We start from the raw sequence: 20,829 nt of genomic DNA, 5'->3' as shown, positions 1-20,829 counted from the left end.
AAAAAGAAGGCCCTCGCTTCCGCGAGAGCCTTCGTTGCTATAACATTCGTCATCATCATGCTACGGCTGCCTTTGGCTTCGGGAGCCTGAAACGGAGCAATTCGTAGCTACCAAAGAGCACGGTGCTCCAGGTTATGTCGCCGAGCAGCGTATTCCGGTAAAACGGAAGTCCTGCCGCGTAGCACTGTGCGAGCCCAGCCAACGTCTTCGGATAGATCGCCCCTTCCGCCAGAAGCCAGACCGCACCGTTCGTCACCATGAAGAACAGCAGCGAGCCGCCCAAAACCGATGTGGCAAAGCGTGGTAGAGTGGCATTCTTGGCGTACCACTTCCCAATGAATGCGGCCGCGGCCAGCGAGCCATAGACGAAGAGCATGAGTTGCCAATCGTAGAAGCCGAGCACAAAATCCGTCGCCAGCATGGCAATAAGCGGAATTACGATGCCGAATCGGCGATTCCCGAGAAATGCGCCGGCGAATAGTCCGGCGGCCATGACCGCGTTGAAATTGTATACGTGCAACTGGTTAAACAGCACACGGGTCGCCATCGCAAAGAGGACAAGAAGTCCTGCTAAAATGGCTTGATTACGATTCTGATTCATAGTATTGCAGCGATGCTGATATAGAATTAGTGGTAGAACGCGAAATGTGCAGGGCCGATTCCGGTGGCGAACGACCATTTCAGCAAACCAGTAGTCGCATCATACACTTCTACCTTCCCGGCACCGCTGGTGAAGTCATACAGACCAGCGAAAATCTGGTTGGTTGAGCCATCGTAGAAGCCCTTGTAGAGCGGCGACGAAGCGTGTACCAAGCTTGCTCCCAACTGGTGAGTTGGCGCGTTAAGCGCATAAATATCGCTACCCATGATAATGAAGTGCTTCGAGCCGGTCGTAAGCTCGGCATCGTCCTTGGGCGTGCCAACGGTCAGTGAATCGGCGATGAGATCAGTTGTAGCGTTTACAAAATAGAATTGTGGCGAGACCGTGGCATAATCACCAATCATGCCGATGATAATGTTGCTCGAAGTGGAGTCGGCAACCGCTTGCTCCGGTGACCCACCCAGGGGTATGGTCTTCTTCACGGCGTGCGACACAAGATCGACGATCTTCAGGTGCCAGGGACCGGTGTAGGAACCCGTAGTGATATACGCCTTATTGTTCAGGACCGCGACAGCAACGCTCGGCTCACCAAGTGGAATCGAATCCACAATTGCCGACTGCGACAGGTCCACGATCGCCGCACTGTTCGATGCTCGCCGTGTGACGAGCAAGCGGTTCGTGCCGATCACCGCCATCTTATTCGGCATGTCCACCCCCATCGGAAGCGCCGACATGGACTGGAGCGGATTTTCAGATCCAAGGTCGAGCAGGTTCGAGCCGTTATCCAATACGAGAAGTTCATCCCCGTTAAATGCAACATCATTTCCGGCACCAAGGCCGGCGAGGACACCATGATAGATCGTTGTATCCGATGTTGTCAACCTGCTGTGAAAGACGACGACATCAAGCGACGAGTTGAGTTTGCCAAAGTTGCCCTCGTTGACCACGTAGAGTGCCCGATCGCTGGAAGCCAGCTCGATCGTATCATGGATCGCTAGGGGAATTAAGTTTGATTGTGGCGGCGCCGTCGTCGAACTGCAGGATGGAAGCGTGCCCGCACACAGCAGGGCAACGCAGAAAGCAATATGGCGTTTTTTCATTTCAATGGTAGTTGAGTTCAATAGAAAGTTTGTAGGCGCGACCCGGCAATGGATAGTAGATGACCTCCTCATAATTCACGTCCGTCACGTTTGTTACGCCGAGCAGAACGTGGAAGCCGATATTGCCGAACGCAAACTCGCGGGACGACAGGACAAGATCGTATGTCGTGACTGGCGGAAGCTCGCCCAACGAAGTATTGGCAGGGTCGCTAAAGCGGTGGCCCTGGTAGGTCGCCGTGAACGCGAGTGATCCCCAATCATCACGCTGGACTTTCCCGATCAATAGCGACCGCCTCGGAGAGGAATAGATCAGCTCCCGGCCACTGGCCGTATCGCCCGGCGTCACGTTGTGCGCAGAGAGGAACGTGTATCGCTCTTCGACCGAAACAGACGAATGCGAATCGATGCTGTACGATGCCGAACCAGCCACTTCCAATCCCTTCGATTCCGCCACCCCGACATTGAACGGCTGCCAGGCGTCTCCACCCGTTCCGGGTGGCTGCCAGAGGATCTCATCCTGTATGCGTGCATAAAAATATGTCGCACTCAAATGTGGATGAAGAACAAGAGTTTCCGAGGAATAACTGGCCGCCACTTGAACGTTGTCCGAGTGCTCCGGCCTGAGTGCCGGATTGCCGAGCCCTTTCCAGTATAGCGCGTTCAGTGTCGGAGCATGGAAGCTCTTGCTATAGGCCAGACTGGTTGAGAGTTCGCTGAGTGGCACAAACTCGAGGACGCATTGCGGTAGTAACTCAAATGCCGCAATATCCGAAACGTATTCCGCTCGCACCGAGGGCGCTGCACGGAAGAACTCGACCGGTGCGATTATCGCTGCCGCGTAACCCGAAACCTTCTCTCGGGTTATCGCAACGTTTGGCGTGGTGAGCACATCAGCCGATCCCAGAAGCCGCGAATGCTGGTATGAGACTCCGGTATGTCCTTTCAGCCACTCGCTAAACGTTGATGTTGCAGTGACGTCCGCCCCAAGCATCTCATTCCTCGTTGTATCGTGGAAGCCTTCAATGGCGCCCGCAAACGACTCATACTGATGCTGATAATATCCGCGGATAGTGCTTGACGAACGTTCGCCGGTCTGTTCGAACTTGAGACCGGTGAGGTATTGCTCGTCGGATAACCGCTCATCCAAAGAAGCTGCGCCTCGGTAGGGCGTCGTCGCAAATCCTGGCGAGCCGCGATTGGCAGAGAAGTAGTTGGAGATTAGCTGGATGGTCTTACCACCGTCAGCCTGATACCTGGCAGTAAGATCAGCGCTCCTCAGAACCACATCGTTATTCTCTCGCAGAACGTAGCTATTGGTCGTGCTCTGGTAGAACGGGAATTTGCCGCTCGATTGCGCGCTGGAGCCGCCAGCCAATATGTCGAGGCCATCTATGGGATGAGCGGCAACGGTGGCGCTGTAATCACTTTCCGGAATGCCGCTGGAATGCTGGTAACCAGACTGCTCCGTTCCAATTCGAACGGTTGCGGTGTCACTCCATTGGCTCACCAGGTCAATCGCCGCGCCGATGGCATCACCTCCGAGCAACACCGCCGTAGAGCTTGGAATCAACTCGACGCGAGAAATACCGTGAAGAGCCAACTGACCCAAATCAGTCAGGCCAAGTTGCTCGTTGGTGAGTTGAATACCATCCCGATAAACGACCGTATACTCGGCCGGCAATCCTCGAAAACTCGGAATCGCAATACTACCCAGCGGGCCATACCGGCGAATATCTAGGGACGAAGAGAGCGTCCGGAGTGCGTCGCCGGCAATCGTTGAACCGGTCACGCTGGTGATTTCGGTCGCGGACCTTATTTCATTAGCACGCGGATCGACAACGTGAAGATCGGACTCGCGCGGAGCCGTGACCTCGATTGACTTCGGCGGGAGATGCTTGATGCTATCTTCGGTTTGGGCGTGCAAAATGCCCGCTCGAATGAGCAGCATAACGACAAAACCAAAGAAGCGGATGGGCCGCTGCACTAAATGAATCTCCCTGCATCGTGGTCGATGCCGATGGACCTACGCGGGAGCGGACAGCGGTACGAGCGGAAACCGGATTGAAAAAGGCGCGAACGCGCGCGAATGCCGGAGCTGGTACGACCGTTGCCTCTCCCACGAAGGCAGATGATCTATTTCTGACGTGGCAGGTCTCCTGGCTTCTCCCGGAGAAATTATGAATGATGAATGATGAATGTTGTGAGATCATCGATGATCTCAGGATTCATCCTCCATCCTCATAACTCCCTTTGCCTTCCCAATCGGTTTCGACCGATCAGTGGACTTTTACGGAGTTACAGTTGCGGGGCAGCTCTCGAATTGGCCCGGACGATTGCTCCGAGCATCACGAGATTCCCTTTTCACCTCACAGCATGATCGCTCATACTTTTATGCGAGGCACCACATCTTCGCTGCAAATATACGAAGCGATTTCGCTGCCCACGTAGTTTTGTCTTTCAGATGCTTGCATTTACCCTGCGCCGCCTGATCTATTCTGTCCTCGTCATCTTTGGCGTGGTGACCGTAGTATTCCTGATCATGAACCTGCTGCCCGATCCCGCACGCATGATGCAAGGTCAGCGTGCCGATCTCGCAACACAGGCCGCCATTCGGCATCAGCTGGGACTCGATCTGCCAGCCTGGCAACGGTACATTCGCTTTATCGGTGATGTCGCGCAAGGCGATCTCGGCCGTTCATGGTCATCGAATCGCCCTGTACTGACCAGTATCTGGGAGCGATTTGGCGCGACCGCTACGCTCTCGATCAGTGCGATGGTCATTGCGACCATCCTCGGAATCGGAATAGGAATTGTTAGTGCCGTCAAATCCTACAGCCTGATCGATAACGCTTCGATGATCTTCGCACTCGTCGGCATTTCCGTGCCGGCATTCGTGATGGGATTGCTCGCCATGCTCCTGTTCGGCGCGGTGCTGGATTGGCTGCCGGTCTCTGGCTACATGTGGCAAGGTGATGAGTTGCACATCGAGTATCTTATTTTGCCGATGTTCGTTCTGGCGCTCCGACCTGTTTCGATTATCGCTCGCGTCACGCGATCGAGTATGCTCGAGACGCTCTCGAGCGATTACGTCCGCACGGCAAAGGCCAAAGGCGTGAGTTGGAAAGGCATCGTGTATCGTCATGCGCTCCGCAACGCGCTCAATCCGGTCGTCACAACCGTGAGCGCCTGGCTCGCGGGACTGCTGGTCGGCACCTACTTCATCGAGTATATCTTCAATTGGCCGGGGATCGGTCTGCAAGCGGTCGATGCGATCCTTCGAAGCGACTTCCCGCTCATCCAGGGTACGGTCATCTTTTCGGCGGCCATTTTCGTCGTTGTAAATTTTATCGTCGATATTCTCTACGCCCGGTTGGACCCAAGGGTGAAGCTATCATAGTGGACGCTAAGGACAAAGTGGACTCAATGGACATTGCAGTTGGCAGCAGCACCGAATCGGCCCCTGCCGAGTCACTCGCTCGCTCGTCGGCGCCGATTCGCCTGACGAAAGCGGAGACCGATCTTCGGAGGGCTGAGAACGAGTCCATCCTCAAGACCACGCCGCACTCGCTCTGGTATTACTCCTGGCGACGCTTGCGCCGCAACAAGCTGGCGATGTTGGGCCTTGGGACCACCTTCGTTCTCATTCTGGTCGCGGCCTTTGCGAGCTTTCTTGCACCGTTCGATCCCAATCTGCAAGTGCTCGAGTATTCGACGAAGCCGATGGATTTTCACGGCAACGTTCTGATTACGAAGAGCGAGGTGGATCCCACGCAAACGATCCCGATCCCAATTGCGGAGTGCCGCACTCAGGGCAACCGTGTGATTTACACAACCGAGGAAGGCCGTGACCGCTCCATTGCGATCTCCCGTCTTGCGGGCACTTCCGAAAGCGATTGGCACAAGACACCCGTCTATTATCTCGGCACGGACCGCTATGGCCGCGATGTGCTCTCGCGCCTCATGTATGGCGCGCGTGTTTCGCTGACCGTTGCGTTCTTCGCCGAGATGTGCAGCCTCTTTATCGGTGTGCTGCTCGGCTCATTGGCAGGATTTTATCGCGGCTGGATTGACGATGGACTCATGTGGTTCACGAACGTCGTTTGGTCGATTCCATCGCTTCTGCTTATCATCGCAATCTCGATTGCGCTTGGTCTCGGAATGTGGCAGACGATTTTCGCCATTGGCATTACGGAATGGGTCGATATGGCACGCATCGTGCGCGGGCAGTTCTTTGCATTGCGCGAGACCGAGTACGTCGAAGCGACCAAAGCCCTCGGACTCTCGAACAAGCGGACCATCTTCCGGCACATCCTGCCGAACTCGCTCGGACCGATCATCGTCATTGCTACGGCCGGATTTGCGAACGCGATTATTTACGAAGCGTCGCTCTCCTTCCTCGGACTTGGCGTGCAGCCGCCGACCTCGACCTGGGGACAAATGATCCACGATGGCTATGGTTTCATCGCCGCCGGTTCGAACTGGGGCCTGACCCTCTTCCCCGCTCTCGCCATCATGATCGCCGTCTTCGCCTTTAACCTCTTTGGCGATGGACTTCGCGATGCGTTCGACCCGAAGCTGAAACGATAAATGGTGTGCGTGTGGGTGCAAGCTCCAGCTTGCACAATGTTGTGGTGCAAGCTGGAGCTTGCCCCTACACAACCTATCGCGATAACATCACCGGCAACGTCTCCACGTGACCGTTCATGCGGATGAGGCACTCATACATCCCATCTGGCAAGCCAGAGGGATTTAACGCGAAGCTATGCTCCCCTGCCGTTAGCTCGCCAGAAAATATCCGCGCGACCTCCACGCCGAGCAGATTCACGACTGAGACATCCGCATAGCCGCTCGTCTCCGGCGTGAAAGCGATGGTAGTGGATTGGGAGAAGGTATTGGGGTAACTTTGAATCGAATTTTGGATCGGAGCGATGTGTGAAACATCGCTATTTCCGAATTCCGAAGCGGCCGGCGCCAGACGATGCCGACGCCGAGAGTCCCCGCAAAGAGGTTCGTGCCACTCACCGCAAGGGCATAGACAGTAACCCCATACGGCCCATCACGCGGCCCTTTCGTATCCACCCATTGCGGGCGCGCGGCCGGCGCGGAGGTGAGCGCGAGCAAGAGAATCGAAGCCAAGAGGACGAGTTTTTTGTTTCATCTTCGAGAAAAAGTTGGAAGAAATGAGTTATTAGAAATGGGAATACGCCGCGGCCAAGCACATCGTCGATCCCATAGCAGGTGTGCCAGTTATAGCGCCAGAATTGTAAACTCCACTCGCCGGTTTTGCGCCCGTCCCTCTTCGGTGGCATTGGTGGTTACAGGCTTTGTTTGGCCGTACCCCTTACCCGTAAGCTGATTCGAGGGGATGCCCTTGCGTGTCAGGTAGGCGATCACGGCATTCACCCTCGCCAGGGAAAGTGTGTAGTTATGATCCGATGATCCGACATTGTCGGTGTGGCCTCCAATTTGAATGCGCAGTGACGGGTTCGAGTGCACGATGCCAACCAGCCGATCCAATTCCGTGAATGAAGCTGGTTGAAGCTCTGCCTTGTTCGTTTCAAAGAACAGGTTGTGGAGTCCGATGGTCTCACCCACTTCCATCGGCATCATCAGGATATCCTTGCTGATTTCCTGGTACGTGCTCACCGTTGTCAGGTCGAGGACATCCGACAGCGCATAAAAATGCTCCGCTCGCGCGGCGAGGCTATACTTCTTCCCATAGTGAAGGACGACGTTATATTTACCATCGTGCGCGTTCGTCTTCGCTACGCCGGCATTCTGGTTCGATTCAATATCATCATAGGTGATCTCCGCGGCGAGCGGTTCTTTTGTCTTTGCATTGATGACGGTCCCCGTAATTAGAGCGACGGGGTTAGGGCGCGCTTTGGCCGCGATTGTGACCCTGTATATGTCACCATTGCCAACCGCCCGACTATACACATAAGCATCATCGCCGGCGGCACTCATATAGAAATACGATTCCCAATCGGGAGAATTAATAGTATTGTCAAGATCTTCCGGTCTGCTCCACTTCAACCACGAATCGTCAAGTCGCGTCGTTCTCACGATGTCGTTTCCCCCGAGTGTTCCATACCCGTTGGCAGAAAAGTAAAGTGTCCTATCATCTGCAGCAAGAAACGGCGTATATGAAAGTAACCCGGCATTGAGCTCTGGAATAGCAACGGGGTCGCTCCAAATTCCATTCGATCGGAGGAAGCTTGCTGATAGCTTGGTATTGTTACTAAGAATCATAACCTTTCCGTTGGTGCTGAATGTCGCGTTCGGAGAAAACCATTTCGCTATTGTATGTTCAAACTGAATGGGAGTTGGTTCGGTCCATGTCGTTCCATTGTAATCCGACACGAACACACCATCGGTATCCCTATAGTGACCGGAGAGCACGACTCGGTTGCCATCGGGAAAAACGTAATCTACCTCACCAACTCCTCTGATGTCGAACTCGGGAATTTCCACGGCATTCCCCCATTCATTCATGCCGTTCAATTCCGAGCGGAAAACATGAGTGGCCCCTAACGTGCCCCGGGAAAAAAATAAACTTTTACCATTCGGTGAAAGCACAGGATGCGACTCGATGGAATTCGCGGTGTTGATATTGGGGCCGAGGTGGACTCGGGCCTTTGCGACGCTTTGAGCATTCGCGGTAGTGAATGCGAAGAGCAGAGAAAGTGTAACTATGGTTGATTTCATGATGGTGTTTGAGTAGAGAACTCAAGAATACAAAGACACGAATAAAAGGCACGGGTCTCCTGCGAACACGAAGCTCGCCGCACCACCACGCACGCATGTGATGACCGAGGCCATCACCCGCGAAACGAGATCGTCCGGTATGCTCAGAACTTGAAGTCGAGTCCCACGCAAAATGGAAGATAGCTCAAGCCATATACCGCGCGAATGGCCATCGACGGGGAAAAGAAACATCGCGCTCCAACCTGACCGGTAAAAAACGCGCCGCTTCCATAACTCGACGAAGGATTGAAGCCATTTCCAGAGGCTGGTCCAGAGTAACGCGAACCGACAATAACGTATCCGATCCCAATCCCGACAAAAGGATCCCACTTGGTCTGCATCCCCTTCGGATCGAGAAGCACAACGTGATAGTCGCAAATGACTCCAATCGGAATGTACGAATACGAATACGTGTACGATTAAGCGCCGGGATAGGAATTCGCCCAGCTCCAGTAATCGACCCGCGCGGCGATGGCGAGCCGGCCCGGCCCGACAGTGCCGGGATTCGTGATCGGCGTCTCGAACATTCCGCCGAACATGATGCCGTTTCCAAAACCAATTCCCAGCCCGAGTTCCGGACCGATATAGGTCGAGCCATTGGTAAACTGCGTGCGCGAAGGATTGAATGCCGCGACGAGCGCGAGCAAAAGCAAGGAAGCGAAGAGCACGAACTTTGTTTTCATGGTCACAATAAGTTATTAGAAGAAGACGTCAGGGATAGGAATGCGCAGGGGGTATCCCATGCGTATTATCAGAGCATTAGATCGGGCCGGGACCGAGGGACTTGTCAACTCGCCAGACGGTTCGATGGAACGTTCAATACAAAGATAGCACAATTCTGTCCTCCATCTATCAATTGCAAGCCGACTCACGTCTGCACGTATGTCAAAGTCGTCACAGGTTCGGACATCACCGCGACTCCTGCGAAGATGAAGGGCGCGATGAATCGCCTCAGGAGCTGATGATCTGGTGCTGAATCCAATTGTCGTGCGGCCAGAAATGTGCCCTATGGCGATGGGCGGGAAATGGACTCCCGTCCCCCGATCAGGTCGAGGGCGGGCGGTTCGCGGAGATGACATCGAGCGGCCAAAATAAAATTCAAAAATGATCAGTCACCTATTGACTTCCAGTTTTGGGCGCCGTATATTCGAGAGGGCGCTGATGGGCACCCATTGCTCATTGACAATCGATGCGGGTTTTCGCGCAAAGGGAGAAGGCGTTCATTAAATGACAATTCAAAAGAGAGAATTAAAGTTTTACTTTAACTTCGGGCACCTGTTTCGAAAAGACGGATCGCACACACATGGGGACGAAATGCGGGAGCAACCCGTTTCCTACCCGCGCTCTCCCATAATCGTTACGAATTGGGCGCTCATTTCTTTATTGTGAATGGCTTTACTCGAAGTTAAGAACCTCAAGACCTATTTCTTCACGGACGACGGCGTTTCCAAAGCTGTCGATGATGTCAGCTATACCGTCGATCGCCGGCAGACATTGGGCGTCGTTGGCGAGTCGGGCTGCGGCAAGTCGGTCACAGCGCTATCCATCATGCGGCTGATCCCTGATCCGCCAGGCAAGATTGTCGGTGGGCAGGTGATGTTCGATGGTCAGGACTTGCTCAAGCTGAGCGACGAGGAAATGCGCAAGATTCGCGGCAATAAGATCGGCATGATCTTCCAGGAGCCGATGACTTCGCTAAACCCCGTTTTTACGATTGGCAATCAAATCGAAGAATCAATTCTGCTCCACCAGAAGGTGACAAAAGCAGAGGCGAAAGAACGAACGATCGAGATGCTTCGTCTGGTCGGAATCCCTGCTCCCGAGCAGCGATACAGCGAGTATCCTCATCAACTTTCGGGTGGACTCCGTCAGCGCGTGATGATTGCGATCGCGCTTTCCTGCAAACCCGATATCCTGATTGCGGATGAACCGACAACGGCGCTTGACGTGACCGTCCAAGCGCAAATCCTCGATTTGATCAATCGCTTGCAGGAAGAGCTTGGAATGGGCGTCGTCTTGATTACACACGATCTTGGTGTCATTGCCGAGACCGCGGATAATGTGGCCGTGATGTATGCCGCGCACATCGTGGAATATTCCAATGTCGATGAGATCTTTCACAACCCACTTCATCCATATACCGTCGGCTTACTTGGGTCGATCCCGAAGCTTCATATCGAGACGGAGCGGCTGATGACAATCGAAGGCACAGTGCCTGCTCCTACGAATTTCCCAATCGGCTGCCATTTCAACACGCGCTGTCCGTATGCGACAGAAGAGTGCTACAAGTCAGAACCGGCCCTGATCGAGCACGAGAAGGGACACTTTGCGGCGTGCTTCCATTGGGAGCGCGTCAAGGCCGAGCGGCCGGCGGATTTGGTCGAAGCGTAACACAAGATAGATGGTCTATGAAGACTCGCATCGCCTTTGCAGTTCTGTTCGTCGTCTGTTTAAGTAGCGATGGACTCGCGCAGGTGAAGCCTGCCGCTCCACACCCGGCGGGTTCCGCACGCCGTTGGATTCCACACACAGTCAAGACGATCCACGGCTGGAAGGTCTACATTGATCCCTCGATGCGAAACCACGGGTCGCTGTTGAAATCTTCCGACTCGATCCTGAACTTCGAACTCGGTGTGATCGAACAGCGGATACCGGCTGCCGCGATCGGCCAACTGAAGGAAGTGCCGCTATGGCTGTCGCTGAATTCGCATAGCGGACGAATTCTCCACCTCTATCACAGCATGGCAAACTGGGCAAGGAAACGTCCGGACCTCGACCCGGCAATGGAGGGCGCGATTGAAATCCAGGCGCCGGATTACGCGAACATGCCTCACGACTCGTTGCCGTTGCTCAAATGGCTGGCGTATTCCTACCATCAGCAGGCGCTCGGCCTGCACAATCAGACGATCAATGACGCATTCGAGCATGCGAAGTCGAGCCATGTCTACGACGTTCAGATCAACAACCAGCAGCACTTCCCGTTTCGAATCAGTCACGATTATTTTGCAGTCCTGAGTGAGGCATACTTTGGTGGGCCTCTCTCGTATGCGCCGTTCGACAAGGCGCGCTTGAAGCAGATGGACCCGCAAGGCTATGACATGATCGAAACACTTTGGAAACTGAAAGGATAAAGTAGTTTGATTAGACATACGAGATTTGAGCTTCTGTTCTTCTGTCTTTGTTCAGCCATTCTTGCTTCTTGCTCCAGTGGCAACGGTCCTGCGACCAACTCGCCTACCACTCCGGACTCGCTGAGATTCCCAACCAATGCGATGTTCGAGCGCGGCAATGGCCCCTCGCTCAATGGCTGGACTTTCCACCCTTCATCATCGGATGACACAGCGATCTTCCAGCAGGATGCGCCCACAGGCGGCACGTGGTGTCTCGAACTCCATAAGGCAGACACGCCCAATCCGACCAATCGCGCAACGCAATCTTTCACGAATCTCACGACGGGAATTTACGAACTTACAGCATGGACCAAGATGAAGTACAGTAACCGGTCGGCCTCACAAGGATGGATTGGCATTCTACGGGCGCGCGCCGGGGCATCGCTGCTCGACACCATGCGTTGTGGAGATAGCGTCCAATGGCATCCGTTGCGCCTGTTCGATACACTATTGCTGCTTTCTTCCGATACCGTTACGATTGAGCTCTCAGCGGCTGTTGCAGATACGAGCGTCCAGGGAAATGCGGTACGGTTTGATGACGTTACATTTCGAAAGGTTAGATAGGATTCGCTATGTTGAGATTGCGTGCATTTGGCTTTCTTCTCGCGTTAATTATTATCGTCGGTGGATGCAAATCCTCGACGTCGCCTTCCGGCACGACGGGCAATTCCAAACCGGACACCACCGTGATTCTGAACCACGTGCTCTTCGCGATCAATGGCATGCCTTCACTTAACGGCTGGACCTATCACGCCTCTGTTCCAGAGGATACAGTCGATTTCGATCTCTCCGCGCCGCCTGGCGATGGCACCTGGTCGCTGAAGCTACACACAGCCGATTTTCCGCCAGCCACGAATTACGTGACCCGGAGTTTTACGAACCTTTCCAGTGGAGTATACTCTCTGACTACGCTGCTGCACATGAAGTACATTCTTCAGGAGGGGACATTTCCCCCAGGCTGGATGGCGATCATAAAGACTAACGGAGGAGTCTCGAGTACAAAGACACAACTTACTTTGGACACGGATCAGTGGCACAGCGAGAGGCTTTTAGATACGCTTTCTCTGCTACCCAGCGATACGGTCACGCTACAGTTATCGGCTGGTTGCAGGGCGACGACCGGGTCGCTTCATGGCAACCCCGTGTGGTTCGACGATATTACATTCAAACGTCTGCCGTAACGTGCGTTCAGCCGGCAAATGCAAAGTTGAGCATTCGATAGACCAGCTTTGCCGCGAGATAGGTAGCATGGCGAGCCTTTGAATCCGGTGCCAGCTCGACCACGTCGAACCCAACGATCCGCTTGCCGGCGCGATTCAGTTCGCGGAAGATCTCCATCGTCTCGTTCCAGAGGAATCCATCCGGCTCTGGTGTGCCAGTCGATGGCATGATGGCGGGATCAAAGTAATCGACATCGAAGGTCACATAGACTTCATTGGAAGGAATTGACGAGACGACGGCCTTCTGCCACCTGCTGCCGTGATCTCCCCTGCGAATCTTTGTAGCGTAAAAGGTTTGGACGCCAATCTGCGCTGCATAGTCATACTCAGCCTTCTCTTGAGCGCGAATCCCAACTTGAACGACGTTCGACATCTGGAAACCAGCGTCTGCAACGCGAGCCATGAAACATGCGTGACTGTAAGGTGTCCCTGAATATTCGCGGCGAAGATCGGAGTGCGCATCGAAATGGAGCACAGACATATTAGAATATCTGGCAACGTGAGCGAGAATGGGAGCTGTCGAAATGGTATGCTCGCCACCTAGCGTAACCACAAATTTGCCGGCATCAAGATGCTTCGCGACTTCCTGTTGAAGATGCGCAAGCATCAACTTTCCTGCTCGCTTGCCAAATGCTATTGGCGGCATGGTAGCGATTCCAATTTCGAAACACAATTCGCGGAAGAGCTCGTCATCCAGAAATTCCACATAATGCGATGCATCGAGAATGGCCGCGGGACCTTTGGCGGTACCGCCGCCATAACTCGTGGTCTTCTCATACGGCGCTGAAAGTATGACGACTTTACTCGCTTCATACGTACTCGATCGCTTCGGCAGGCCGAGAAAATTCTTTGCTTCGGGTAACGCTCTAGTCATAGAATCGTATCATGTTTCCAATGACGATCATCTGTTTTGGGGAAATCTGTCGTATAGTGAAGTCCTCGGCTCTCCTTGCGTCGCATCGCACTCCGAACGATCAGCAGCGCGATCTCGGCTACATTGCGAAGCTCCAGTAATCCGACTGTCACCTTAGTCCGGCGATAATAATCTTCAATCTCTCGCCGAATTAGTTGAATACGCCGGAGTGCGCGTTCAAGACGATAATTGCTCCGGACGATTCCAACATAGTCCCACATAATCTGCTGCACCTCCCGCAAGTCATGGGAGACGTAAATCCATTCCTCGGCATTCTCGGTGCCAGATTCATCCCAAGGCATTAGCTCGATCGACATTGCCTTATCCCGTTCACTGATGCTTGACGCGAGCAAGTCCATTGCAGCACGGCGGGAAAAGACGAGCGCCTCGAGTAATGAATTGCTGGCCAGTCGATTGGCGCCATGCACACCGGTCATGGATGCCTCGCCGGCGGCATACAGCCGGTTGATATTCGTGCGGCCGTTCAGATCGGTGACGATTCCTCCGCAAGTATAATGCGCTGCCGGAACGACTGGAATTGGCTGCTTCGCGATGTCGATGCCATGCTCTTTGCACTGGCGATAAATGTTCGGAAACTCCTGGCGAATTGCCTTGGCCGCTAGTTGCGATACATCGAGGTAGACGAAGTCATCTCCCCTGCGCTTCAATTCGGCATCGATTGCACGAGCGACAATGTCTCGGGGAGCTAGCTCTTTGCGGGCAGGATCGTAGTGCTCCATGAATCGCTCGCCAGCTTGATTCCGAAGGATGCCACCAGCTCCACGGACGGCCTCACTAATCAAGAAGGAGTGTGCACCAGGTAGAAACAATGTTGTTGGATGGAACTGAATGAATTCCATATTCCCGATGCGGGCTCCAGCACGGCGGGCCATGGCAATTCCATCACCGGTCGCGATGGCGGGATTCGTCGTGTGGAGATATACCTGTCCCGCACCACCGGTCGCAACCATCACTCCTCGTTTGGCACGAACAATCTCAACCTTGCCAGTCACTTCATCTAATACATACGCGCCATAACAATTGACCGTTTTGGGACTTCCTTTTCGCCCGACTCGTTGATGATCGGTTAGCAACTCAACAGCATAGTGATTCTCGATGATCTTGATATTCTGCTTCTCTTGGACAGCCGTGAGGAGCGCGCGTTCCAGTTCGCGGCCGGTCAGATCCTTCGCATGCACGATGCGATTCGCCGAGTGGCCACCTTCCCGTCCCAGGTGGAGCTTTCCGCCACGACTGCGTGTAAAGCTCGCGCCAAGTTCAATCAGATCATTCACACGGTCAGGACCCTCGCGGACCAGGACATCTACGGCATCCTGATGGCAGAGACCCGCCCCGGCGATGAGCGTGTCCTGGATATGCGCTTCGAGAGAATCCTCCTCGCTTTCAACGCTGGCAATGCCGCCCTGTGCGTAGTTCGTGTTCGATTCCGAACGCTCTTTTTTTGTGATAATGAGAACCCGAAAGGAGGAGTGCTCCGCAATTGTTAGAGCGAAAAAGAGTCCGGCCGAGCCGGAGCCGAGAACGAGGACGTCAGTTTCCAAATTATTGCCGCGAAATCAGCTAAACAGCAGTATGATAATAAAAAGCCCTCCAATTTGGAGGGCTTAACAAGCGTTTCTATTCCAATCAGAAATAGACGACAACGTGGACGAGCCCGTCCATCGCGAGTGCAATGCTGGAAACGTCTGGACCTGTTGTGGTTGATCCGCCGGTTCCGCTCAATGTCTGACTAAAACTCGAAGTCATCCAGCCTAGACCACCTTCCGCACCGATGGCGATGCCGTGAGTCACAAACCAATCAAAACCTGCGAAGGCCCCGATCCCGAAGGTATGGCCCGAGTAGGTGATATTTTGGTTTGACTGTTCGTCAGCGGATTCAGATGCATATTTGACCTGAAGCCCTGCGTATGGGCTGACGCTATAGAGCGGTCGAAAATGATCTTCCACACCTACGCCAATACCCCAGGCAGTCATAGCAGGCGCGAAACTCGAAGTGTCGAAATCCTTTCTCGAGGAGTGATTGAAACCGAGGGCCACACGAAGCGCCATATCGTCGGAAAAGAAATACTTCATTCCCAAACCATTGAGAGTCATCATCGAATCGGCTGGTGATCTCGGATTGAAGTCTCCTTGGATCGGCACTGGAACAGCGCCCAGACCAGGGCCACCAATACCAAAACTCCCAAGTCCATTGATAGTGAACACGAAGGCAGCACTTCCCTGCTTTGTGATTGGCTTCATCCAATCGTCTTTTTCTTGTGCGTTGGCATTAGTCGATAGACCGACACACAATCCAAAGACTGCAATCAAAACGGTAGCAACAGTTGCTTTACGAATCATACTATATCCCCCAAGTTGTGATAAACGACATTTTCCGATTCCGGGCAATCGAACCGGGCTTTAAACACTGCAAATATACCAAGGGAATGAAGAAAACCACCCCTCGAACCGGCCAAAATATTACGAAATTATTAACATTATAGCTTTCGCACGGCCACTCGTCCTTTGCAGATCCTGTGGATAAATCCTTAAGCCGCCCTGAAGCCCTTCGGAGTACTCTCAATTCTGGCGACAGGACTCGCTGCATCGTGCTCGAAATATAGTGACCATTTTGCCTCGTATGCTTCCGGCAAAAGCATGCGTTTCTCTTCAAGCGTGGTCAGCGGGAAGTTATCATAACCCATGATCCACGCAAGATTGACGTGGGCCTTTGTAGGAAAGAGATCGGCGGAGTAAAAGAGATGGTTGCCAACCTCGTCGTGAATGAGCGGCAATTGTTGAGCGCGAGTATGACCATTGAAAATCCTAAGCTCGATGCCAGGAAATAGCTCGCCAGGCCCGTCCAACTCTTCGAGCAAACCGATAGAGGCAATCGGCTCCCAATCATGCTTCAAGTAGCTGGCGCGATCTTTCTCCGTAGGATTCCGAGCCCAGGCAAGATTATCCTTCTGCACGAAGACACGCGCGTTCGGAAAAGTCGGGACCAACTCGCCTTGTTCGGTGCGCGTCACAAGCCCTCCGCAATGATCGAAGTGCAAATGAGTCTGGATCACATGAGTAATATCTTCGGGCTTTAGGCCCCGTTCTGCAAGCGAACTCAACAACGTCCATTTTGAATTGTCGAGTTTGTAGATCGAGCGAGTCTTCTCGTCATACTTATCGCCCATCCCGCTGTCGATGAGGATATTCATCCCATCAGTCTGGAGGAGGAGTGCGCGAAGCGCCATCTCAATCCGATTCTGCTCATCAGCGGGATTCGTTCGCGACCAGAGATTCTTCGGAACAACGCCAAACATTGCACCGCCATCGAGTGCAAAATGGCCGGTCTCTATAGGCGTGAGCGAATATGGTCCTATCTGCATCTTGAGCAACGGAGCGCGAAAATCAGTGCAGTAAATTTATCGCTTACGACCTGGATCGACTTCATCCAGCCAAGCCACCTTGGCTTCGAGTTGTTCGCGAGGTTCGACCCAATTCGGATCCGGCACGCAGCAATCGACGGGACACACAGCGGCGCACTGCGGCTCGTCGTGAAAGGTCACGCATTCCGTGCACTTATCCGGCACAATGTAAAAGTAATCGGAGGAGAAGAATCCAACCGCACCGCTGGGGCCCGGATCGTCAGCACCAAAGCTCTGACCGCCAAGGGTCCAGTTTGCGCCACCCTCATAAATTGCATTGTTCGGACACTCCGGCTCGCATGCACCGCAATTAATGCACTCCGTCGTGATCATGATGGCCATAAGTCTCTGCTTCTCCTTTTCCTGTTTCCTGAAAAAACACCAATTTGAAACTTGCGCGCCCTCAACAGCGGAGAGCGCGATTTTGTTACGACAAGGCGCCACCGAACAAAAGATCTTACCATTACCGTTGTCCCTCACAATGTGTGGTATCGCTGGACTGATTTCGCTCGATCGCACGCCCCTTCCTGAAGACACAGGGCGGCAGCTCTCCACTATGTCCGCCTCACTCGCCCATCGCGGTCCGGACGATAGCGGCCAATGGATTTCTCCCGATCGGCATCTCGGCTTTGCTCATACCCGGCTTTCCATCATCGATCCATCGGCCGAGGCACACCAGCCTATGGTATCAAAGGATGGAAATGTCCTTATCTTCAACGGAGAGATATATAACTACGGGGAGCTGCGCGCGAAATACAAACTGGCCGTGCCACCGAGCGACACCGCCGTTCTGCTTGCGTTGCTGGAGCGGTTCGGTGATAAGATTATTCCTGATCTGCGGGGCTTTTTCACGTTTGCATTCTGGGGCGCAAGCACGAACGAACTTCTCATTGCCCGCGATGCGATTGGCAAGAAGCCGCTCTACTACTCAACGCTAGGCTCAGTCCTTCTCTTCGCCTCGGAAGCACGGACTCTGATACGCAGCGGCTTGGTTCGACCACTTGTTTCGGCGGATGCGATGCGCAAGTACCTGGCGTTCTATGCCGTTCCCCATCCGCTCTCGATCTTTCAGGGCGTATCGACTTTGCCCGCCGGCAGTGTCCTGCGAGTCAAGAGTGACACGGTCAGCATCTCACAATGGTACCAGCTTCCCGAGTACAGCCCAACGGCTATAGCTTATCCCGAGGCCGTCCGTGAGACGCGGCGGCTCCTTGAAGAGTCAGTGCGGTACCGCTTGGTTAGCGATGTGCCGGTCGGAGCATTTCTCTCGGCCGGTCTCGATTCGAACGCGGTCGTCGGGCTGATGGCTCGCGAAGTTTCGAAACCCATCGAGACGTTCTCCATCGGTTTTCACTCGAAGAACGTTGCTTCGGAAACGGAGATGGCGCGCATCGGGGCAACCGCATTCGGCACGCGTCATCACGAGCGAATCATATCCGGAGAGGATGTGGCGGCATTGCTTCCCAAGTTCTTCAGCGCGATGGATTCCCCGACGGGCGATGGGCTGAACACCTTCCTCGTCGCGCACTTCGCGCGCGCGGCAAGTCCATCGCTCAAGGTTGTACTCAGTGGCGTTGGCGGCGATGAGCTGTTCTTGGGTTACCGCAAATATCGCTGGCTTGCCCAGCATAAGAAACTGGCAGAATTGGTGTGGTCGCTCCCGGCGGGACTGCGGCATCGGTTTGCTAGATTACTCCCGAAAGATACCGGCAGCCGCTCTGCCACTGCCGTGAGAGCATTGCTCGATCCGGCAAACATCCGGTCGCTGTTCTCTGCTGAGGAGATTACTTCATTGCTCGCGAATTCTTCGAGTGAGTCGTATAAGTCCTATAGGACCTATGTGCCAAAACCAGATTTACAAAGTATTATCGAGCACGATCTGCAGTACTATCTCCACGATACCTTGCTTCGCGATCTCGATCAGATGACAATGGCGCACAGCCTCGAAGCCCGAGCACCGTTGCTGGACAAGGAGCTAATGGAATTCGCGTGGCAACTTCCAATCGAACTTAAGGCGCGCGGCGGATCGAAACAGCTTTTGGCGGACGCTGTCAGGGACGTGATTCCCAACGAGATTCTCGAAAAGCCGAAGTCTGGCTTCGAGCTACCGATGCACGAGTGGCTGCTCCGTGGCGCGCTCAAGCCCGAACTTGATTTACTCGCCAACGGCAATCTTGCACTCATTGAGGAGGGGCTTTTACGAAAAGAGGGCGTCGCCAAAGTTCATCGCGACTTCATCACCGGCCACTCGCATTACCTGAAGCCCTGGAGCATCATCGTCCTGGAGCATTGGTGGCGATGCCATGCGGATCAAACGGCGCGGTGAGCCGAACGCATCTCAATCCATAACGATCATCGCCCATAGGTGGGACTCATTGGCTTCGGCCCGGTCGAACTCGAACGTCGAGAGATCAACGCGGTGAGATTTCCAGAATTTCAGGGCGTTTTCGAACGAATAGCGGCTGTTCGCGCGCGTTTTCACCACTGCACGCTTGCGTGGCTTCGGAGCGGTCTTGCTCTCAATTGTGGTGTGTCGATGTCTGCTAATCATGCTGGCAAAACGCATGTCAATCGCTATTCGGTTCTACTACGGCTCGGCGATCATCGCTTGCGTTTGCGCTTCTCCGCCAGCAGTGATGCGGTAGAAATAGACACCCGCCGGAAGTGCGCCATGCGTATTGCCTTCGCTGCGATCGAACGTCACATCATGCGCGCCCACACCGAACTCCCTGCTCGCCAGCCGCGCGACTTCGCGGCCTTCGGCATCAAACACAGCAATTGTCACATACTCCGGCTTCGGCAGCGCGAAGTGAATGGTGGTCGAGCGGGTGAAGGGGTTGGGAAAAGACTGAACATCAGTAGAGTTCATTGGTACTTCGCCATTTCCCTTAACGCTCAAGCCCAGAAGTGGTGATCTCATAAGACCAAGACCCCTTCGAGTTACAGCATAGGCGTATCCATCTTTTGAGAATGCCATCCCACTAGCGGAGGAGTTGCCGATTCCCAGCGTATCGACCGACCAGGTATTCCCACCATCGGTTGAGAGAAGAAGGCCAGCCCCGATGTCGCTCAGGGTGTAGAGATCATCCTTCGGATCAATCCAAAGATATTTTTGGCCACCCTCGTTCACGCTTGAAACTGACTGCCAAGAGCGACCATAATCAGAGGAGCGGAATAGATTGCCATTCGCGGTCAATGCAAATAGCCTTTGCTTGCTATCAAATGCGGCGGCTTGAATCTCGGTATCCATTGCTCCCTCATAGCGTTTGTCCCAATGCACACCATGGTTCGACGATTCGAAGATCCCATACCTATTCCACAAAATGAGGTGGCATTGATTGTCACGAGCAAAAGAACCATAATAATTAGGGATACTCGAATCAGCGGCCATCCAAGAGTCCCCTCGATCTGTTGAGATAAACAATTTAGGCGGATTCGTCCCCGTCCATTGATAAGTCATGACGGAGCCGCAACCATCGGTGATAATCTGCCGAAGATCGTAGAACCCGGTTGAGTCCGGAGATACCGTATTAGTTCGTTCCTCCGTTCCGTTGTGATTTTTGATATTTAGGGTCATATGCCCGTTGATGCTTTTCCATCGCATAGAGGAGATGTATGAGTTTTCGAGCGACGGCCATCTGTAAGACCATGGGCTT

Annotated in this window: 22 protein-coding genes and 1 riboswitch; of the genes, 7 read left to right on the top strand and 15 right to left on the bottom strand. The window is 53.8% G+C overall.

What is annotated here, in order from left to right:
• Nucleotides 1-55: 55 nt before the first annotated feature.
• The 3 genes from Q8902_04840 to Q8902_04830 are packed head-to-tail and all read right to left on the bottom strand — an operon-like array spanning nt 56 to nt 3,649.
• Nucleotides 56-601, bottom strand: coding sequence for a hypothetical protein (locus tag Q8902_04840; GenBank protein ID MDP4198881.1), 546 nt, complete (start codon nt 599-601; stop codon nt 56-58).
• 26 nt (nt 602-627) lie between these two features.
• On the bottom strand, nt 628-1,701 hold the full coding sequence (locus Q8902_04835) for a hypothetical protein (GenBank protein ID MDP4198880.1): 1,074 nt from the start codon (nt 1,699-1,701) through the stop codon (nt 628-630).
• A gap of 1 nt (nt 1,702) precedes the next feature.
• On the bottom strand, nt 1,703-3,649 hold the full coding sequence (locus Q8902_04830) for a TonB-dependent receptor (protein ID MDP4198879.1): 1,947 nt from the start codon (nt 3,647-3,649) through the stop codon (nt 1,703-1,705).
• A gap of 180 nt (nt 3,650-3,829) precedes the next feature.
• A riboswitch (cobalamin riboswitch) is annotated at nt 3,830-4,122 on the bottom strand.
• Between the two features lie 40 nt (nt 4,123-4,162).
• Between Q8902_04830 and Q8902_04825 the strand changes: the two genes are divergently transcribed.
• Both Q8902_04825 and Q8902_04820 read left to right on the top strand, forming a co-directional pair.
• Nucleotides 4,163-5,098, top strand: coding sequence for an ABC transporter permease (locus tag Q8902_04825; protein ID MDP4198878.1), 936 nt, complete (start codon nt 4,163-4,165; stop codon nt 5,096-5,098).
• A 26-nt stretch (nt 5,099-5,124) separates the two neighbouring features.
• The gene (locus tag Q8902_04820; GenBank protein MDP4198877.1) at nt 5,125-6,288 is read left to right on the top strand and encodes an ABC transporter permease; all 1,164 of its coding nucleotides are present in this window, start codon (nt 5,125-5,127) and stop codon (nt 6,286-6,288) included.
• 73 nt (nt 6,289-6,361) lie between these two features.
• On the opposite strand, the gene Q8902_04815 is transcribed toward Q8902_04820, so the two are convergent.
• The 5 genes from Q8902_04815 to Q8902_04795 form a co-directional block, all read right to left on the bottom strand.
• Nucleotides 6,362-6,526, bottom strand: a complete 165-nt coding sequence (locus Q8902_04815) for a hypothetical protein (protein ID MDP4198876.1) — start codon at nt 6,524-6,526, stop codon at nt 6,362-6,364.
• Nucleotides 6,523-6,837, bottom strand: a complete 315-nt coding sequence (locus Q8902_04810; protein ID MDP4198875.1) for a hypothetical protein — start codon at nt 6,835-6,837, stop codon at nt 6,523-6,525. Before Q8902_04810 ends, Q8902_04815 begins: the two co-directional genes overlap by 4 nt.
• 111 nt (nt 6,838-6,948) lie before the next feature.
• Nucleotides 6,949-8,409, bottom strand: a complete 1,461-nt coding sequence (locus Q8902_04805; GenBank protein ID MDP4198874.1) for an OmpA family protein — start codon at nt 8,407-8,409, stop codon at nt 6,949-6,951.
• A 143-nt stretch (nt 8,410-8,552) separates the two neighbouring features.
• The gene (locus Q8902_04800) at nt 8,553-8,810 is read right to left on the bottom strand and encodes a hypothetical protein (protein ID MDP4198873.1); all 258 of its coding nucleotides are present in this window, start codon (nt 8,808-8,810) and stop codon (nt 8,553-8,555) included.
• Between the two features lie 57 nt (nt 8,811-8,867).
• A complete protein-coding gene (locus tag Q8902_04795; GenBank protein MDP4198872.1) occupies nt 8,868-9,131 on the bottom strand; it encodes a hypothetical protein in 264 nt (87 codons plus the stop codon).
• A 706-nt stretch (nt 9,132-9,837) separates the two neighbouring features.
• Between Q8902_04795 and Q8902_04790 the strand changes: the two genes are divergently transcribed.
• The 4 genes from Q8902_04790 to Q8902_04775 are packed head-to-tail and all read left to right on the top strand — an operon-like array spanning nt 9,838 to nt 12,799.
• Nucleotides 9,838-10,839, top strand: coding sequence for an ABC transporter ATP-binding protein (locus Q8902_04790; GenBank protein ID MDP4198871.1), 1,002 nt, complete (start codon nt 9,838-9,840; stop codon nt 10,837-10,839).
• A gap of 17 nt (nt 10,840-10,856) precedes the next feature.
• Nucleotides 10,857-11,579, top strand: a complete 723-nt coding sequence (locus tag Q8902_04785; GenBank protein MDP4198870.1) for a hypothetical protein — start codon at nt 10,857-10,859, stop codon at nt 11,577-11,579.
• 6 nt (nt 11,580-11,585) lie between these two features.
• The gene (locus Q8902_04780; protein MDP4198869.1) at nt 11,586-12,182 is read left to right on the top strand and encodes a hypothetical protein; all 597 of its coding nucleotides are present in this window, start codon (nt 11,586-11,588) and stop codon (nt 12,180-12,182) included.
• 8 nt (nt 12,183-12,190) lie between these two features.
• Nucleotides 12,191-12,799, top strand: a complete 609-nt coding sequence (locus tag Q8902_04775) for a hypothetical protein (protein MDP4198868.1) — start codon at nt 12,191-12,193, stop codon at nt 12,797-12,799.
• Nucleotides 12,800-12,806: 7 nt separating this feature from the next.
• On the opposite strand, the gene speB is transcribed toward Q8902_04775, so the two are convergent.
• The 5 genes from speB to Q8902_04750 form a co-directional block, all read right to left on the bottom strand.
• Complete coding sequence (gene speB, locus Q8902_04770; protein ID MDP4198867.1) at nt 12,807-13,712, bottom strand: agmatinase; 906 nt, start codon at nt 13,710-13,712, stop codon at nt 12,807-12,809.
• The gene (gene nadB / locus Q8902_04765) at nt 13,709-15,313 is read right to left on the bottom strand and encodes an L-aspartate oxidase (GenBank protein ID MDP4198866.1); all 1,605 of its coding nucleotides are present in this window, start codon (nt 15,311-15,313) and stop codon (nt 13,709-13,711) included. The genes speB and nadB overlap by 4 nt, the downstream gene beginning before the upstream one ends.
• 85 nt (nt 15,314-15,398) lie before the next feature.
• Entirely contained in the window at nt 15,399-16,112 is a 714-nt protein-coding gene (locus tag Q8902_04760) for a DUF3575 domain-containing protein (GenBank protein MDP4198865.1), read from the bottom strand.
• Nucleotides 16,113-16,300: 188 nt separating this feature from the next.
• On the bottom strand, nt 16,301-17,134 hold the full coding sequence (locus tag Q8902_04755) for an MBL fold metallo-hydrolase (GenBank protein MDP4198864.1): 834 nt from the start codon (nt 17,132-17,134) through the stop codon (nt 16,301-16,303).
• Between the two features lie 36 nt (nt 17,135-17,170).
• On the bottom strand, nt 17,171-17,515 hold the full coding sequence (locus Q8902_04750; protein MDP4198863.1) for a 4Fe-4S dicluster domain-containing protein: 345 nt from the start codon (nt 17,513-17,515) through the stop codon (nt 17,171-17,173).
• 139 nt (nt 17,516-17,654) lie between these two features.
• On the opposite strand from Q8902_04750, the gene asnB reads away from it, so the two are divergent.
• On the top strand, nt 17,655-19,499 hold the full coding sequence (gene asnB, locus Q8902_04745) for an asparagine synthase (glutamine-hydrolyzing) (protein ID MDP4198862.1): 1,845 nt from the start codon (nt 17,655-17,657) through the stop codon (nt 19,497-19,499).
• 12 nt (nt 19,500-19,511) lie between these two features.
• Here asnB and Q8902_04740 read toward each other — a convergent pair whose 3' ends face one another.
• On the bottom strand, nt 19,512-19,724 hold the full coding sequence (locus tag Q8902_04740) for a hypothetical protein (GenBank protein ID MDP4198861.1): 213 nt from the start codon (nt 19,722-19,724) through the stop codon (nt 19,512-19,514).
• 36 nt (nt 19,725-19,760) lie between these two features.
• Nucleotides 19,761-20,750, bottom strand: coding sequence for a T9SS type A sorting domain-containing protein (locus tag Q8902_04735; GenBank protein ID MDP4198860.1), 990 nt, complete (start codon nt 20,748-20,750; stop codon nt 19,761-19,763).
• Between the last annotated feature and the right edge of the window lie 79 nt (nt 20,751-20,829).

This window comes from Bacteroidota bacterium (assembly GCA_030706745.1).
Classification (GTDB): domain Bacteria; phylum Bacteroidota; class Ignavibacteria; order Palsa-1295; family Palsa-1295; genus PALSA-1295.
Note: the sequence above shows the minus strand (reverse complement) of the source record. Positions and strands in the feature narration are given on the sequence as shown.